This is a genomic window from Sphingomonas sp. GC_Shp_5 (assembly GCF_026540855.1).
Lineage (GTDB): Bacteria > Pseudomonadota > Alphaproteobacteria > Sphingomonadales > Sphingomonadaceae > Sphingomonas.
On record NZ_JALNUP010000008.1, the window covers coordinates 52,279 to 67,517 of the forward strand.

Genomic DNA, 15,239 nt, shown 5'->3' on the forward strand with positions numbered 1-15,239 from the left:
GCCCAAGAAAACCGTCGTCGCGGGAGCTTAGCCCCGGCCCCGGCGTTCTCGCCGTCAATCAGATCCTTGGGGAACTATCATCGATGTCGCTGCCTGACCGGCTAGAGCCGGGCACTCCTTACCCGCTGGGCGCCACTTTTGACGGCATGGGCGTCAATTTCGCGGTCTTCTCCGCCAATGCCGATGCGATCGAACTATGCCTGTTCGATCCCTCGGGCCGCCGCGAGATCAAGCGCTTCACCCTGCCCGAATGCACCGACGAGGTGTGGCACGGCTATTTGCCGGACATGGAACCCGGCCTGCTCTACGGCTATCGCGCCCATGGCCGCTACGCGCCCGAGGAAGGGCATCGCTTCAACCCCAACAAGCTGCTGCTCGACCCTTATGCGCGCAAGCTTGCCGGCCAGATCAAATGGACCGACGCGCTCCACGGCTATCGGGTCGGCAGCGCCAAGGAGGATCTTTCCTTCGACAAGCGCGACAGCGCGCCGGCGATGCCCAAGGCCGTGGTGGTCGACGATCACTTCGATTGGTCGCGCGACACGCGGCCGAACACGCCATGGTCGGAAACGGTCATCTACGAGGCCCACGTCAAGGGCCTGACCAAGCTGATGGAGCTGGTGCCGCCGCGCGAGCGGGGCACCTATGCCGCGCTCGGCCACCCCGCGGTGATCGCGCACCTCAAGCGGATCGGCGGCACCGCGCTCGAGCTGCTGCCGATCCAGGCCTTCACCCAGGACCGGTTCCTGCAGGAAAAGGGCCTCAAGAACTATTGGGGCTATAACACGCTCGGCTTCTTCGCCCCCGAACAGGCCTATTTCTCCACCGACCGCCAGGACGAGCTGCGCCGCGCCGTCCACCGCCTGCACAAAGCCGGGATCGAGGTGATCCTCGACGTCGTCTACAACCACACCTGCGAAGGGTCGGAGAAGGGCCCGACGCTGTCGTGGCGCGGGCTCGACAATGCGAGCTACTATCGCCTGGTCAAGGATCAGCCGCGCTACACCATCAACGACACCGGCACCGGCAACACGCTCAACCTCTCCAAGGCGCGCGTCATCCAAATGGTCGCGGATTCGCTGCGCTACTGGGCGACGAGCTTCGGCATCGACGGCTTCCGCTTCGATCTCGGGCTGACGCTCGGCCGCGAGGAGACCGGCTTCGATCCGGGCGCCGCCTTCTTCGACGTCGTCCGCCAGGATCCGGTGCTCGGGCGCTTGAAGCTGATGGCCGAGCCCTGGGACGTCGGCCCCGGTGGCTATCAGCTCGGCAACTTCCCGCCTGGTTTCGCCGAGTGGAACGACAAATATCGCGACACGGTGCGCCAGTTCTGGCGCGGCGACGAGAGCCAGCGTGCCGACCTCGCCGCGCGGCTGTCCGGCTCGGGCGACCTGTTCGACCGGCGCGCGCGGCGGCCCTGGGCGAGCATCAACCTGCTCTCCGCGCATGACGGCTTCACCCTCGCCGATACCGTCGCCTACGAGCAGCGCCACAATGAGGCGAACGGCGAAGACAATCGCGACGGCCACGACAACAACCATTCGCGCAATTGGGGTGTCGAGGGTCCGACCGACGATTCCGCGATCAACGACGCGCGCGGCCGGGTGCAGCGCTCGATGCTGACGACGCTGCTCGCCTCGCTCGGCACGCCGATGCTGGTCGCCGGCGACGAGTTCGGGCGCACGCAGGGCGGCAACAACAACGCCTATTGCCAGGACAATGAGATCAGCTGGCTCGACTGGACGGCGGCGGCGAGCCCCGCTGGCGAGGCGCAGATCGACTTCACCGCACGCCTTGCCGAGCTGCGCCGGCGCTATCCGGTGCTGCGCGCCTCGGCCTTCCTCTACGGCGAGAATTCGCCCGGCCATGGCATCAACGACATCGAATGGTGGGACGAGCAGGGCCACCAGCTCTCGCCCGAGGATTGGAACAACCCCGAGGGCCGCGCCCTGATGATGCGCCGCGCGGTGCAGACCGACAGCGGCGAGGTGGAAGCCGTGTCGCTGCTGGTCAACGCCGCCGAGACGCCGATCACCTTCAAGCTGCCGCCGCCCGAATCCAAGCGGATCGTGCTGATCGACAGCGCCAAGCCCGAGCAGGGCGAGGTGGAAATCGACGACGAATATGAGGTTGGTCCGCAAGGCGCGGTGCTGCTGACCTGGACCAGCGCGCTCGACACCGCGGACACGCCGGCATGAGCGGCTGGGGTCCCGAGCTCCTCGACGACGGGGGCACCCGGTTTCGGCTGTGGGCCCCCGACCGCGATGCGGTGACGCTGGAGATCGACGGCGGCGACGCCGTGGCGATGGCGCGCGGAGACGACGGCTGGTTCTCCGCCACCGCGGCGGTCGGCGCGGGCACGCGCTATCGCTTCCGCCTCGCCGACGATCTGGCCGTGCCCGACCCCGCGTCGCGCGCGCAGAGCGGCGGCGTGCATGGCTGGAGCCTGGTGATCGACCACCGCCATCCCTGGCGCGCCACCGACTGGCGCGGGCGGCCGTGGGAAGAAACCGTGCTGGTCGAACTCCATGCCGGCGTGCTCGGCGGCTTTGCCGGGGTGATGGACGAACTGCCGTCGCTGGCTGCGCTCGGCATCACCGCGATCGAGCTGATGCCGGTCAACGCGTTCTGCGGCACGCGTAACTGGGGCTATGATGGCGTGCTGCCTTATGCTCCCGCCGAAGCCTATGGCAGCCCCGCCGAGCTGAAGGCGCTGGTCGATGCCGCGCATGAATTCGGGCTGCAGGTGTTCCTCGACGTGGTCTACAACCACTTTGGCCCCGACGGTAACTACCTCGCCGCCTATGCCGCCGGCTTCTTCGACGCCGCGGTCGACACGCCCTGGGGCGGGGCGGTCGCGGTCGACGAGCCGGCGGTACATCGCTTCTTCGTCGACAATGCGCTGATGTGGCTGCGCGACTATCGCATCGATGGCCTGCGCTTCGACGCCGTCCATGCCATTGCCAATGACGGCTTCCTCGATGCGATGGCAACCGAGATCCGTGCCGCCCTGCCCGATCGCCACGTCCATCTGGTGCTCGAGAATGAGGGCAATGACGCCGAGCGACTGTGCGCCGACGCGTTTGACGCGCAGTGGAACGACGATTTCCACAACGTCCTCCATGTCCTGCTCACCGGCGAGACCAGCGCTTATTACCAGGATTTTGCCGATCGCCCCGCCGAGCGGCTGGCGCGCTGCCTTGCCGACGGCTTCATCTACCAGGGCGAGGGCTCGCCCAATCACGACGGCGCGCCACGCGGCAAGCCGAGCGCGCATCTCGCGCCCACCCGCTTCGTGTCGTTCCTCCAGAACCACGATCAGATCGGCAACCGGGCGATGGGCGAGCGGCTGACCGTCCTCGCCGATCCCGACAAATTGCGGGCCGCGACCGCGCTGCTGCTGCTCGGCCCGCAGATCCCGCTGATCTTCATGGGCGATGACACCGGCAGCGACACGCCGTTCCTGTTCTTCACCGATTTCCATGACCAGCTGGCCGACGCGGTGCGCGAGGGTCGGCGGCGCGAATTCGCCAAATTCGACGCCTTCGCCGACCCGGCGGCGCGCGAACGGATCCCCGATCCCAACGCGCCTGCCACCTTCGCGCAGTCGCGCCCCGCGCCCGGGCCGCAGGCGCATCACTGGCATCCGCTCTACCGCACCCTGCTTGATCTTCGCGCGCGCGCGATCGTGCCGCGACTCGCCGGGGCGGTGTCGATCGCAGCCGAGGCGATCGGGCCCGCAGCGGTGGTCGCGCGCTGGCGGATGGGCGATGGCACGACGCTGACGATCATGCTCGATCTGGGTGACGAGGCGGTGGCTTGGCCCGAACCGGCCGAACCGCCGCTGTACCGCGACGGCGCGCGGTTCGCGGCGTGGCTGACGGCATGACCGCGGTGCGCACGGCGGCCGCCGCCGCGGGGCTGGTGGTCGACTGGGAAGATGCCAACGGTGTCGCGCATCGCGTCTCCGACGAGGTGCTGGCCGCTATCCTCGCCGTGCTGGACACCGACACCGGCGATGGTCGCTTCGTCACCGCCGACCAGCATGCCCCGATCACGCTGCCGGCGACTGCACCCGCCGGGCCCGCCAGGCTGATCCTCGAGGACGGCACCGAGCGCGACGTGGTGATCGACGCCGCGCACCGGATCGCGGCCATCGAGACCGCGGGCTATCATCGGCTGCGCGCCGGCGCGGGCGAGTGGCAGCTTGCGGTCGCGCCGCCGCGTTGCTTCACCTTGCCGGCGGGGCGGTATTGGGGGCCGGCGGTGCAGATCCCGGGACTGCGCGGCTCGCGACCGAGCGCCTATGGCGATCTCGGCACGCTCGCCGAAGCGGCGCGCGCCTTTGCCGCCGCCGGTGCCGATGCCCTGGCGATCAGCCCCACCCACGCGCTGTTCCCAGCGGACCCGACGCGGCTCAGCCCCTATTCGCCCTCCACGCGCCTGTTCCATCACGCCCTGCTGGCCGACCCCACGCTGGTGGGATCCTCGCCGAGCACGCCGGCAGGACCGGCGCTGATCGACTGGCCGGCGGCCCTGCCCGAGCGGCTTGCCCAGCTGCGCGCCGCATTTTCGGCGCTGCCGGAGGATGCACAGGCCGATCTGGCTGCCTATCGCCGCGACCGCGGCGCGGCGCTGGAAGCGCATGCCCGCTTCGATGCGCTGCATGCGCATTTCCTCACCGCGACCGGCGCTAGCGGTTGGCAGGACTGGCCGACGGCATTCCACGACTGTGCCGGCGATGCCGTGGCCCGCTTCGCGACCGAACATGCTGGTGACGTCGCCTTCTACGCCTTCCTGCAATGGCTCGCCGAACGCAGCCTCGACGCGGCACAGGCGGCGGCGACCGGTGCGGGGATGAACATCGGCCTGATCGCCGATCTGGCCGTCGGCATGGATGGCGGCGGCAGCCACGCCTGGAGCCGCGGCAGCGATCTCCTGTCCGGTCTGTCGATCGGCGCGCCGCCCGACCCGCTGGGTCCGCAGGGGCAGAATTGGGGCATCACCGCTTTGTCGCCGTTTGCGCTGCAGCGGACCGGCTTTGCGCCGTTCATCGAGACGCTGCGCACCGCGCTCGCTCATGCCGGCGGGCTGCGCATCGACCATGCGCTGGGGCTCAAGCGGCTATGGGTGATCCCCGATGGCGGCTCGGCAGCCGACGGCGCCTATCTTGCCATGCCCTTCGCCGACATGCTGCGCCTGATCGCACTGGAATCGCACCGCGCGCAGGCGGTGATCATCGCCGAGGACCTCGGCACCGTGACCCCCGGCTTCCGCGACACGTTGGCCGAGCGCTCGATGCTCGGCATGAAGGTGCTGCCGTTCGAGCGGCAGGACGACGTGTTCATCGCCAGTCGCGACTGGGGCCGCGACGCGGCGGCGATGACCGGCACCCATGACACCGCCACCGTCGCCGGCTGGTGGCGCGGGCGCGACCTCGAATGGGCGGCGGCGCTCGGCCGTACCGATCCCGATGCCGACCTGGCCGAGGTGGGCGTTCATCGCGACGAGGAGCGCGCGGCGATGTGGCAAGCGTTCACCGATGCCGGGGTCGCCGGTGGCCCGGTGCCGGCCGAACCGGCGCCGGCGGTCGATGCCGCGTTGCGCTTTGTCGCCGATTCTCCCTGCCCGCTGGTGATCGTGCCGATCGAGGATTTGCTCGGCCTCGAGGAGCAGCCAAATCTGCCCGGCACCACCACCGAACACCCCAATTGGCGACGCCGGATGCCGGACACCACCGTCGCGCTGCTCGCCCGCCCCGACGTGTCGCGCCGCACCGCCCTGTTGACGAAAGCCACCGCATGACCCCGCGCGCCACTTATCGCTTCCAGTTCCACCGGGAGTTCACCTTCGCCGATGCCGAGGCGCTGGTGCCCTATCTCGACCAGCTCGGGATCAGCCATCTCTACGCCTCGCCGATCACGGTGGCGCGCGCCGGTTCCACCCACGGCTATGACGTGATCGATCCCACCCGGATCAATCCCGAACTTGGCGGCGAGGACGGCTTCCGTCGCCTGGTCGCGGCCCTGCGCGCGCGCGACATGGGGATGATCATCGACATCGTCCCCAATCACATGGGCGTCGCGGGCGGCGGCAACGCCTGGTGGAACGATGTGCTCGCGAACGGCGAGGCGAGCGACTATGCGCGCTTCTTCGATATCGACTGGCGTCACCGCCTGGTGCTGCCGGTGCTCGGCGATCCGCTGTCGCAGGCGCTGGCGAACGACGACCTCGCGCTCGAGGGCGACGAGATCGTGGCCTATGGCGAGCACCGTTTCCCGATCCGAGCAGAGGACCGCGCCGAGGCCGCCACGCTCGACATCGCCGACCTTCTCGACCGCCAGCATTACCGCCTCGCCTCATGGCGCGTCGCCAATGACGAGCTCAACTGGCGGCGCTTCTTCACCGTCAACGATCTCGCCGGCGTCCGCATCGAGGATCCATTGGTGTTCGAGGCCACGCACGCGCTCTATTTCCGCCTGCACGACGAGGGCCTGATCGACGGCGTCCGCGTCGACCATGTCGACGGCCTCACCGACCCGATCGGCTATTGTCTCAAGCTGCGTGAGCGGCTCGGGCCCGACGCCTATCTCGTCATCGAGAAGATCCTCGGTGTCGGCGAGCCGCAGCCGACCGGCTGGGGAACCGACGGCACCAGCGGGTACGATTTCATGGAGCAGGTCAGCACCCTGATCCACGACCCCGCCGGCGAGCCGGGGCTCGGCGCGCTGTGGGACCGGATCAGCGGCCGCGGCGACTTCTTCGCGCCCGAGGAGTTTGCGGCGCGGCAGGACTTGCTCGCCTGGCAGTTCAGCGGCCAGCTCGACGGCTGCGTTGCCGCCTTCGCCGCGCTCGCCGCTTCCGCGCCCGAAGGCGATGGCCTGACCGCGGCGATGCTGCGCCGCGCGATCGAGCGGATGCTGTGGGTGTTCCCGGTCTACCGCACCTATGGCGATGGCGCCGCCGCGCCCGAGCGCGACGCGCGTACCCGCGCGCTGGTGCGCGAACAGGTCGCCGATTTGATCCCGCCGGGCGAAGCGCCGGTGATCGATCTCGTCCTCGCCTGGCTTGCCGGCGATGGTCCCGGCGACCGCGCGCTGGCCGCCGAGGCGGTGCGGCGCTTCCAGCAGCTCTCCGCGCCGATCGCGGCCAAGGCGGTCGAGGACACTGCTTTCTATCGCTACGGCCGGCTGCTCAGCCGCAACGACGTCGGCTTCGATGCCGAGACGCTCGGCGTGCCGATCGATGAGTTCCACGACGAGATGGCGACACGCGCCCGCGAGGTGCCGCGGGCGATGCTCACCACCGCCACCCACGATCACAAGCGCGGCGAGGACATGCGCGCGCGCCTCGCGGTGTTGAGCCAGATCCCCGATCGCTGGGCTGAGCGGGTGGAGGATTGGATGACGACGGCGTCCGATCATGACGTGGACCCAGCCGATCGCTACATGCTGCTCCAGACGTTGGTCGGCGTCTGGCCTGCCGAAGGCGCCTCGGCCGACTTCGCCGAACGGGTGATCGCCTGGCAGCAGAAGGCGCTGCGCGAGGGCAAGCTGCGTTCGTCCTGGGAAGCGCCGGACGAGGCGTATGAACAGGCTTGCGCCGAGCTGGTCCACGCGTTGCTCGCCGATCGCGGCTTCACGGCCGACCTCGAAGCGTTCTTGGCGGAGATCGCCGCTGCCGCCGAGGCCAATAGCCTCGTCCAGGTTGCGCTGCGCTATACGCTGCCGGGCGTGCCGGACCTCTACCAAGGCACCGAATTAGCGGATCTCAGCCTGGTCGATCCCGACAACCGGCGGCCGGTCGATTATGCCCGCCGGCAGGCGCTGCTCGACGACGGCGGTGACGCCAAGCTGGCGCTGATCGTCGCGCTGCTGGCGCTACGCCGCGCGCGACCGGGTCTGTTCGCCGATGGAAGCTACGAGCCTGCCACCGTGGCGGGCGCCGCCGGCGAGCGCATCCTCGCCTTCACCCGGCGGGCCGGTGACGAGACCCTGGATGTCGCGGTGCTGCTGCGCGGCACCGCGCTGCCGGGTGAAGGCGCGGCGATCAGCTTCGCCTCGGGGCGGCAGCTCGATGGCGATGAGGCGTTCAGCGACGGTACCGTCTGGTTCACGGCCAACAGGTGACCTGAGCGGCGCCAGCCGATTAGCCTCGGCCGAAATCGGTTTCGATCAGGGCGGTGCCGCTGCGCTCGCAAACGTCGCGCAAGGTGCGGTCGATCAGGTGATCGGTGACGAAGAAATCGACGTCGTCGAGATGGCCGATCCGCACCGGCGCCGGCCGGTCAACCTTGGTGGAATCCGCGACCAGGATAACCTGGCGCGCGTTGCGGATGATGGTCTGCGAGACCTGGACCTCATCCAGGTCGAAATCGAGCAGGTCGCCGTCGGGGTCGATCGCGGAGGCGCCGATCAGCGCAAAATCGACCTTGAACTGGCGGATGAAGTCCACCGCCAGCCCGCCGACCACCGCACGATCGCTGCCGCGTACCCGGCCGCCGACCATCACCAGCTCGACGCTGTCATGGCCATTGAGCAGGTCGACGACATTGAGGTTGTTGGTGATCACCATCAGTTCGCGGTGGTGCGCGAGATTTGCCGCAACCGCCTCGGTCGTCGTGCCGATGTTGATGAACAGGGACGCGCCGTTCGGGATCAGCGCCGCCGCTGCCGCACCGATCGCCGCTTTAGCGCCCGAGGCGACGACCCGGCGCTCGTCATAGGCGATGTTGTCGACCCCCGAAGTTACCACCGCGCCGCCATGGACCCGCGCCAGCATCGAGCGTTTGGCGAGCAGGTTGAGGTCCTTGCGGATGGTCTGCGGGGTGACCTGGAGCCGCTCGGCAAGATCATCGACGGTGACGCTGCCGGCGTGTCGCGCCAGCTCGAGGATCTCGCGATGGCGCGCGGCGACGACATCGGCTGAGCTCGGCTGGTCCGGCATCAGGAGCGCGCGATCTGCGTCGCGGTGTCTGCCCAGCCGATCATCCATGCCCCCTTGTCATTGAGCGGCGGACAGTAGCGACGGTTCGCGCACGATCAACGCCTTGCCCGCGAGATAGCGGTCGATCGCCGCGGCCGCGCCGGCCGGCACGTGGAGGCCAAGCTTGCTGCGGCGCCACAGGATGTCCTCCGCCGCCTGCGCCCATTCCTGGTCGACCAGATAATCGATCTCGCGGGCGTAGAGGTCGGCGCCGAAATGCTCGCCGAGATCGGCGACATCGCGGGCATCGCCGAGCAACCGGTCCGCCCGCGTGCCGTAAGCACGCGCCAGCCGACGCAGCAGCGTCGCCGGCAAGGACGGAAAGCGCGCGGTGAGCCGGGCCAGGAACCGCTCGAAATCGGCATCGGGCATGTCGCCGCCGGGCAGCACCGCGCCCGCCGTCCACGCCGCGCCCGCCTCGGGGAAGAACGGCGCGAGTTCGGCCATCGCGTGTTCGGCGAGCTTGCGATAGGTGGTGATCTTGCCGCCGAAGATGCTCAGCATCGGCGCGCGGCCGTCCTCGGCGTCGAGATCGAGCACATAATCGCGCGTTACCGCCGACGCGCTGGCCGCGTGGTCGTCATAGAGCGGCCGGATTCCCGAATAGGTCCAGACGATATCGGCAGGAGTCGTCGGCTTCTCGAAATAGCGAGTCGCCGTCTCGCACAGATAGTCAATCTCGGCCTGGTCGATCGTCGCCTTGCCCGGTGCGCCCTGCCAGGCCTCGTCGGTGGTGCCGATCAGGGTGAACTCGCCCTGATACGGAATGGCGAAGACGACACGCTTGTCCGGGTTCTGGAGCAGGAAGGCATGATCGCCAGCGAACAGCTTCGGCACGATGATATGGCTGCCCTTGATCAGCCGCACGCCACGATCGCGGCGTGCATCAGGCACCTTGCCCAGCACGTCGGCAACCCACGGCCCTGCGGCGTTGACCAGCACCCGCGCCGTTATCGTGCGCCGCCCTGCTTTATCCTCGATCGTGGCGCGCCATCCGCCTTGCTGGCGCTCGGCATCGACCAGCCGCGTATGGGTGAGCAGGGTCGCGCCGCGCTCGGCCGCATCGCAGGCATTGAGCACCACCAGCCGGCTGTCCTCCACCCAGCAATCCGAATAGACGAAAGCCTTGGCCTTGCCTGGCTTCAGCCCGGCACCGAGCAGGTCGATTTCGAGGCTGACGGTGCGGGTGGCGGGCAGCTTCTTGCGACCGCCGAGATGGTCGTAGAGGAACAAGCCGAGCCGGACGAGCCACGCCGGCCGCGGCGAATTGGTCTGCGGCAGCACGAATTGCAGCGGCCAGATGATGTGCGGCGCCATGCCGAGCAGCCGCTCGCGCTCGATCAGCGCCTCGCGTACCAGGCGAAATTCGTAATATTCGAGATAGCGCAGGCCGCCATGGATCAGCTTGGTCGAAGCGGACGAGGTGTGGCTGGCGAAATCGTCCTGCTCGACAAGCATGACCCGCAGCCCGCGGCCGACTGCGTCGCGGGCGATACCAACGCCGTTGATGCCGCCGCCGACTATCAGCATATCCACATCGTGCCCGCTGCCGGCTACCGGCTTAGCCATCCTCACATCCTCTTGATTGCGCAAAGCTTTATAGAAAATCGCACGTGGTTCCCTTCGCTTCATATACGTGCGAACGTTCGAAAACTCAATTGATGGTTCGAACGAAGCTGTTGACGTTCGTTTCAAATGGCTCAAGGAAGCGAAGCAACGAAGAACGAGAGGACGGGCAGGCATGGCGCACCCGAACGAAGCGGCAACCACCGTGGCATCAGCAAGCGCGAGCGCGCCGCCGCTGTCACCCGCCCGCAAGCTGATCGGCGAGCTGATCTCGGAGGCGCTGGCAATGGCGATCGTCATCGGCCTCGGCGATTCCGCGGCGGCGATGTTCACGCTGTACGATCCAAGCCCCTATGCCACCGCTTATTGGGGCGTGTGCATCGCCTGGGGTCTCGCCGTCACCACCGCCATCTACGTCACCGGTGCCGTCTCGGGCACCCACGCCAACCCGGCGGTGACGCTGGCGCTGACGCTGTTCCGCGGTTTTCCCCGCCACAAGGTGCTGCCCTATATGGCCGCGCAGGTCGTGGGCGGCTTCATTGGCGCGGCGCTGGTCTATCAGATGTTCTCGCCGGTGATCGATGCGTTCAACACCCTCCATGGCGTCGGGCGCGAGGCCGGCGGCGCGGCTGGCGTGTTCTTCACCCATCCTGGCGAGCATATCACCCCGATCCACGCCTTCTGGGACGAAGTGATCCTCACCGGTATCCTGCTGCTCGGCATCTTCGCGATCACCGACGAGTTCAACACCCAGGCGCCGATGGCCAATGCCAGCGCGCTGATCATCGGCCTGCTAGTCGCCTGCATCGGGGCGTCCGCCGGGTATCTTGAAGCCTGGCCGCTGAACCCGGCGCGCGACTTCGGACCGCGGCTGTTCTGCTATCTGTTCGGCTGGGGCGGCGCCGCATTGCCGGGGCCTGACCATTATTGGTGGGTGCCGATCGCCGGCCCATTCGTCGGCGGAATATGTGGCGCGGCGGTCTACCAGTTCCTCGTCAAACCCTATCTGCCGCGCCGTGCCGAGGCTAGGCACGGGTGAGCGCCAACCGACCACGATGACAGCATGAGGATTGCCCCCGATGGCCCCTGCCCCCACCCACATCCTGGCGATCGACCAGGGCACCACCTCCACCCGCTCGATCGTGTTCGACGTCCACGCCCGCCCGGTCGCCACCGCGCAGACCGAATTCGCGCAGCATTATCCCAATCTCGGCTGGGTGGAGCATGACCCCGAGGACATCTGGCGCGACACGCTCGCCACCGCGCGCCAGGCGATCGCCGACAGCGGCGTCGGCGCCGACGGCATCGCCGCGATCGGCATCACCAACCAGCGAGAGACGGTGGTGGTATGGGATCGCGCTACCGGCGCTGCCATCCACAACGCGATCGTCTGGCAGGACCGCCGCACCGCCGAGGTGTGCGCGCGGCTGAAGGCCGAGGGCGCCGAGCCGATGGTCCGCGCCAAGACCGGGCTGCTGCTCGACCCCTATTTCTCGGGCACCAAGCTCGCCTGGATCCTCGACCATGTCGAGGGCGCGCGCGCGCGCGCCGAGGCCGGCGAGCTGGCGTTCGGCACCATCGACAGCTTCCTGCTGTGGCGGCTGACCGGCGGCGCGGTCCACGCCACCGACGTCACCAACGCCGGCCGCACCCTGCTGTACGACATCCGCGAGCAGCGCTGGGACGAGGAACTGTGCGCGCTGATCGGCGTACCGATGGCGATGCTGCCGACGGTGCATGACAACAGCCACCTGTTCGGCACCACCGCCGCCGGGCTGTTCGACGCGGCGATCCCGATCGCCGGGATGGCCGGCGACCAGCAGGCGGCGCTGTTCGGCCAGGCCTGCTTCGCCCCCGGCATGGCCAAGTCGACCTACGGCACCGGCTGTTTCATGCTGCTCAACACCGGCGAGGAGGCGATCGACTCCGAGCATCGCCTGCTCACCACGCCGGCCTACCGGCTGAACGGCAAGATGACCTATGCGCTCGAAGGCTCGATCTTCGTCGCCGGCGCCGCGGTGAAATGGCTGCGCGACGGCATCGGGGTGATCACCCATGCCCGCGAGACCAACGACATGGCGACGCAGGTGCCCGACAGCCACGGCGTCTATATGGTGCCCGCTTTCGTTGGCCTCGGTGCGCCGCACTGGGATCCCGATGCCCGCGGCGCGATCTTCGGGCTGACGCTCGGCGCCACCGCGGCGCACCTCGCCCGCGCGGCATTAGAAGCGGTCGGCTACCAGACCATGGACCTTGCCGATGCGATGATCGCCGACGGCGGCGCCGCGCCCGCCACCATCCGGGTGGATGGCGGCATGGCCGCCAACGACTGGCTGTGCCAGTTCCTCGCCGACATGCTCCAGGTGCCGGTGGAACGACCGCTACATCTCGAGACCACCGCGCTCGGCGCCGCCTTCCACGCCGGGCTGGCCGTGGGGCTGTGGCCGGATCTCGAGGCGCTCGCGCGCACCTGGGCACGCCGCGATGCCTTCGCGCCGCGGATGGCGGACGAGGCGCGCGCCACGCTGATCGCCGGCTGGCAGCACGCGCTGGCGAGAACGCTGACCGACCCGGCCGCCTGACCGCGAGGGACCGGCGCGGCTGCGATCCCGCCGGTTACTCCACCCGTCGCAGCCTGCGTTGACGAAAAGCAGGCTGGCGGCCAGGGCTGGAGCTGTTAGATAATCGCTCCATCCCCTTGCTGCGGCCGCATATTTCGGCCTGGAACCATCCAGCTCATGCGTCTGCCTCGTTTCTTCCACCTCGCCTCGACCGATCTCGCGATCGATCTCGGCACCGTCAACACCGTCGTTTACCTGCGCAATCACGGTATCGTTCTCAACGAGCCGTCGGTGGTGGCGATTGAGACGATCGACGGCATCGCCCGGGTCCGCGCCGTCGGTGTCGAGGCCAAGCTGATGATGGGCAAGACCCCCGACGGCACCCAGACCATCCGGCCGATGCGCGACGGGGTGATCGCCGACCTCGACGTCGCCGAGCAGATGATCAAGCACTTCATCGACAAAGCGCACGGCGGCCCCAGCCGGCTGCCGCGGCGACCCAAGGTGGCGGTGTCGATCCCATCGGGGGCGACCCAGGTCGAACGCCGCGCGATCCGCCAGGCCGCGTCCAGCGCCGGCGCGAGCAGCGTGCTGCTGATCGAGGAGCCGATGGCCGCGGCGATCGGCGCCGGCCTGCCCGTGACGGAGCCGATCGGGGCGATGATCGTCGACATCGGCGGCGGCACCACCGAGGTCGCGGTGCTCTCGCTGCGTGGCCTCGCCTATAGCGCCTCGGCGCGGGTGGGCGGCGACAAGATCGACGAGGCAATCGCCTCCAGCATCCGCCGCCGCCACAATCTGATGGTCGGCGAGGCGACCGCAGAGCGGATCAAGCTCACCATCGGCATCGCCCACTTCCCGGCCGACGGCCATGGCGAGACGATGATGGTCAAGGGCCGCGACCTCGTCGCCGGGGTGCCGCGCGAGGTGGAGGTCAGCCAGGGCGACATCGCCGGCTCGGTCGCCGACCTGATCGGCCAGATCGTCGAGACCGTGCTGGTCGCGCTGGAGCAGACCCCGCCCGAACTCGCCGCCGACATCGGTGATCGCGGCATCGTCATGACCGGCGGCGGATCGCTGCTTGCGGGGATCGACACCGTGCTGTCGGAAGCGACCGGCCTTTCCGTGATCGTCGCCGAGGATGCGCTGACCTGCGTGGCGCTCGGCGCCGGCCGCGCGCTGGAAGACCCGGTGTATGACGGCGTGATGAGCGAGATCTGAGGTGACACCGGGGCGTCCTGCCAGCCTGACAGGCCGATGACGCTTTCGACAGTTGCAGTGCGCGGCCCCGCCGTCTAGGCGCTGGGCCAATGCGTTCGGCGTCTTACCTGCCCTCGTCGGACACCCCGCGCGCCGCTCGCCGGCGGACAGGATCGTTCCTGCTCGCGATCGCCGCGCACATCCTGATCATCTGGCTGCTGCTGCGGCTCGCGCCCACGCTCAATCCGCCGCCGCGCGAGGTGGAGCGGCCGCCGACCACCTTCAGCATGCTGCCCGAGCCACAGAGCACCTCCACCGCCGACAGTCGCACCCGCAAGCCGGTAACTGCCAAGACGTCCGGCGGGGCGCCGCCCAAGCGCTCGGTGCCGACCCCGGTAAAGACCACGCCGACCACCCCCACGCCGGTCACGCCCCCTTTTCCCAAGATGCTCAACCTGTCGCTAACATCGGCCGACATCAGCAAGATCCAGTCGGCGCCGGCAAGCGACGCCGCGGCGGACGAGGGCGACGGCACCGGCAGCGGCAAGGACAGCGGCTCGACCTATGGCCCCGGCGAAGGCCCGGGCGGCGAACGCCTGTACAATGCCGAATGGTATAAGGGGCCGAGCCAGTCGCAGCTCTCCTTCTACATGCCGCACAATGTCGCCAAGGGCAGCTGGGCGACGATCGCGTGCAAGACCATCCCGCGCTTCCATGTCGAGAATTGCCGGGCACTGGACGAATCACCGGTGGGATCAGGCCTGTCGCGCGCGGTTCGCGAGGCGGCCTGGCAGTTCCTGGTGCGACCACCGCGGGTCGGCGGCAAGACGCTGGTGGGCGCCTGGGTGCGGATCCGCATCGACTTCACCGACCCCGCACCCGGCCCCGCCAAGTAGCCGCCGCGGCATAACCGCCGGCCATCCCGCG

General features: G+C 68.8%; 10 protein-coding genes. 8 read left to right on the forward strand and 2 right to left on the reverse strand.

From position 1 onward, the window contains the following. The first annotated feature begins 83 nt into the window (after positions 1 to 83). The 4 genes from glgX to treY are packed head-to-tail and all read left to right on the forward strand — an operon-like array spanning position 84 to position 8,129. Positions 84 to 2,198, forward strand: coding sequence for a glycogen debranching protein GlgX (gene glgX / locus OXR60_RS08340; protein ID WP_267395399.1), 2,115 nt, complete (start codon positions 84 to 86; stop codon positions 2,196 to 2,198). Then, on the forward strand, positions 2,195 to 3,889 hold the full coding sequence (treZ, locus tag OXR60_RS08345) for a malto-oligosyltrehalose trehalohydrolase (protein ID WP_267395400.1): 1,695 nt from the start codon (positions 2,195 to 2,197) through the stop codon (positions 3,887 to 3,889). Before glgX ends, treZ begins: the two co-directional genes overlap by 4 nt. Further along, complete coding sequence (gene malQ / locus OXR60_RS08350) at positions 3,874 to 5,805, forward strand: 4-alpha-glucanotransferase (RefSeq protein ID WP_267395401.1); 1,932 nt, start codon at positions 3,874 to 3,876, stop codon at positions 5,803 to 5,805. The genes treZ and malQ overlap by 16 nt, the downstream gene beginning before the upstream one ends. Next, positions 5,802 to 8,129, forward strand: coding sequence for a malto-oligosyltrehalose synthase (treY, locus tag OXR60_RS08355; protein ID WP_267395402.1), 2,328 nt, complete (start codon positions 5,802 to 5,804; stop codon positions 8,127 to 8,129). Before malQ ends, treY begins: the two co-directional genes overlap by 4 nt. Positions 8,130 to 8,148: 19 nt before the next feature. Here treY and OXR60_RS08360 read toward each other — a convergent pair whose 3' ends face one another. Beyond that, the gene (locus OXR60_RS08360) at positions 8,149 to 8,994 is read right to left on the reverse strand and encodes a DeoR/GlpR family DNA-binding transcription regulator (protein ID WP_267395403.1); all 846 of its coding nucleotides are present in this window, start codon (positions 8,992 to 8,994) and stop codon (positions 8,149 to 8,151) included. 9 nt (positions 8,995 to 9,003) lie between these two features. Beyond that, positions 9,004 to 10,554, reverse strand: a complete 1,551-nt coding sequence (locus OXR60_RS08365; RefSeq protein WP_267395404.1) for a glycerol-3-phosphate dehydrogenase — start codon at positions 10,552 to 10,554, stop codon at positions 9,004 to 9,006. A 172-nt stretch (positions 10,555 to 10,726) separates the two neighbouring features. On the opposite strand from OXR60_RS08365, the gene OXR60_RS08370 reads away from it, so the two are divergent. From OXR60_RS08370 to OXR60_RS08385, 4 genes are all read left to right on the forward strand, one after another. After that, on the forward strand, positions 10,727 to 11,590 hold the full coding sequence (locus tag OXR60_RS08370; protein ID WP_267395405.1) for an MIP/aquaporin family protein: 864 nt from the start codon (positions 10,727 to 10,729) through the stop codon (positions 11,588 to 11,590). Positions 11,591 to 11,630: 40 nt separating this feature from the next. Further along, entirely contained in the window at positions 11,631 to 13,133 is a 1,503-nt protein-coding gene (glpK, locus tag OXR60_RS08375; RefSeq protein WP_267395406.1) for a glycerol kinase GlpK, read from the forward strand. 156 nt (positions 13,134 to 13,289) lie between these two features. Further along, positions 13,290 to 14,333, forward strand: coding sequence for a rod shape-determining protein (locus OXR60_RS08380; protein ID WP_267395407.1), 1,044 nt, complete (start codon positions 13,290 to 13,292; stop codon positions 14,331 to 14,333). A gap of 89 nt (positions 14,334 to 14,422) precedes the next feature. Further along, positions 14,423 to 15,208 carry a hypothetical protein gene (locus tag OXR60_RS08385; RefSeq protein WP_267395408.1) on the forward strand — a complete coding sequence of 262 codons (786 nt, stop codon included), beginning with the start codon at positions 14,423 to 14,425 and terminating at the stop codon, positions 15,206 to 15,208. The last annotated feature ends 31 nt before the right edge of the window (positions 15,209 to 15,239 follow it).

Bases quoted from the DNA above. Each gene is read 5' to 3' on its own strand.
- glgX (WP_267395399.1), top strand. From the start codon at position 84: ATGTCGCTGCCTGACCGGCTAGAGCCGGGCACTCCTTACCCGCTGGGC.
- treZ (WP_267395400.1), top strand. From the start codon at position 2,195: ATGAGCGGCTGGGGTCCCGAGCTCCTCGACGACGGGGGCACCCGGTTT.
- treY (WP_267395402.1), top strand. From the start codon at position 5,802: ATGACCCCGCGCGCCACTTATCGCTTCCAGTTCCACCGGGAGTTCACC.
- OXR60_RS08360 (WP_267395403.1), bottom strand. From the start codon at position 8,994: ATGGATGATCGGCTGGGCAGACACCGCGACGCAGATCGCGCGCTCCTG.
- OXR60_RS08365 (WP_267395404.1), bottom strand. From the start codon at position 10,554: ATGGCTAAGCCGGTAGCCGGCAGCGGGCACGATGTGGATATGCTGATA.
- OXR60_RS08370 (WP_267395405.1), top strand. From the start codon at position 10,727: ATGGCGCACCCGAACGAAGCGGCAACCACCGTGGCATCAGCAAGCGCG.
- glpK (WP_267395406.1), top strand. From the start codon at position 11,631: ATGGCCCCTGCCCCCACCCACATCCTGGCGATCGACCAGGGCACCACC.
- OXR60_RS08380 (WP_267395407.1), top strand. From the start codon at position 13,290: ATGCGTCTGCCTCGTTTCTTCCACCTCGCCTCGACCGATCTCGCGATC.
- OXR60_RS08385 (WP_267395408.1), top strand. From the start codon at position 14,423: ATGCGTTCGGCGTCTTACCTGCCCTCGTCGGACACCCCGCGCGCCGCT.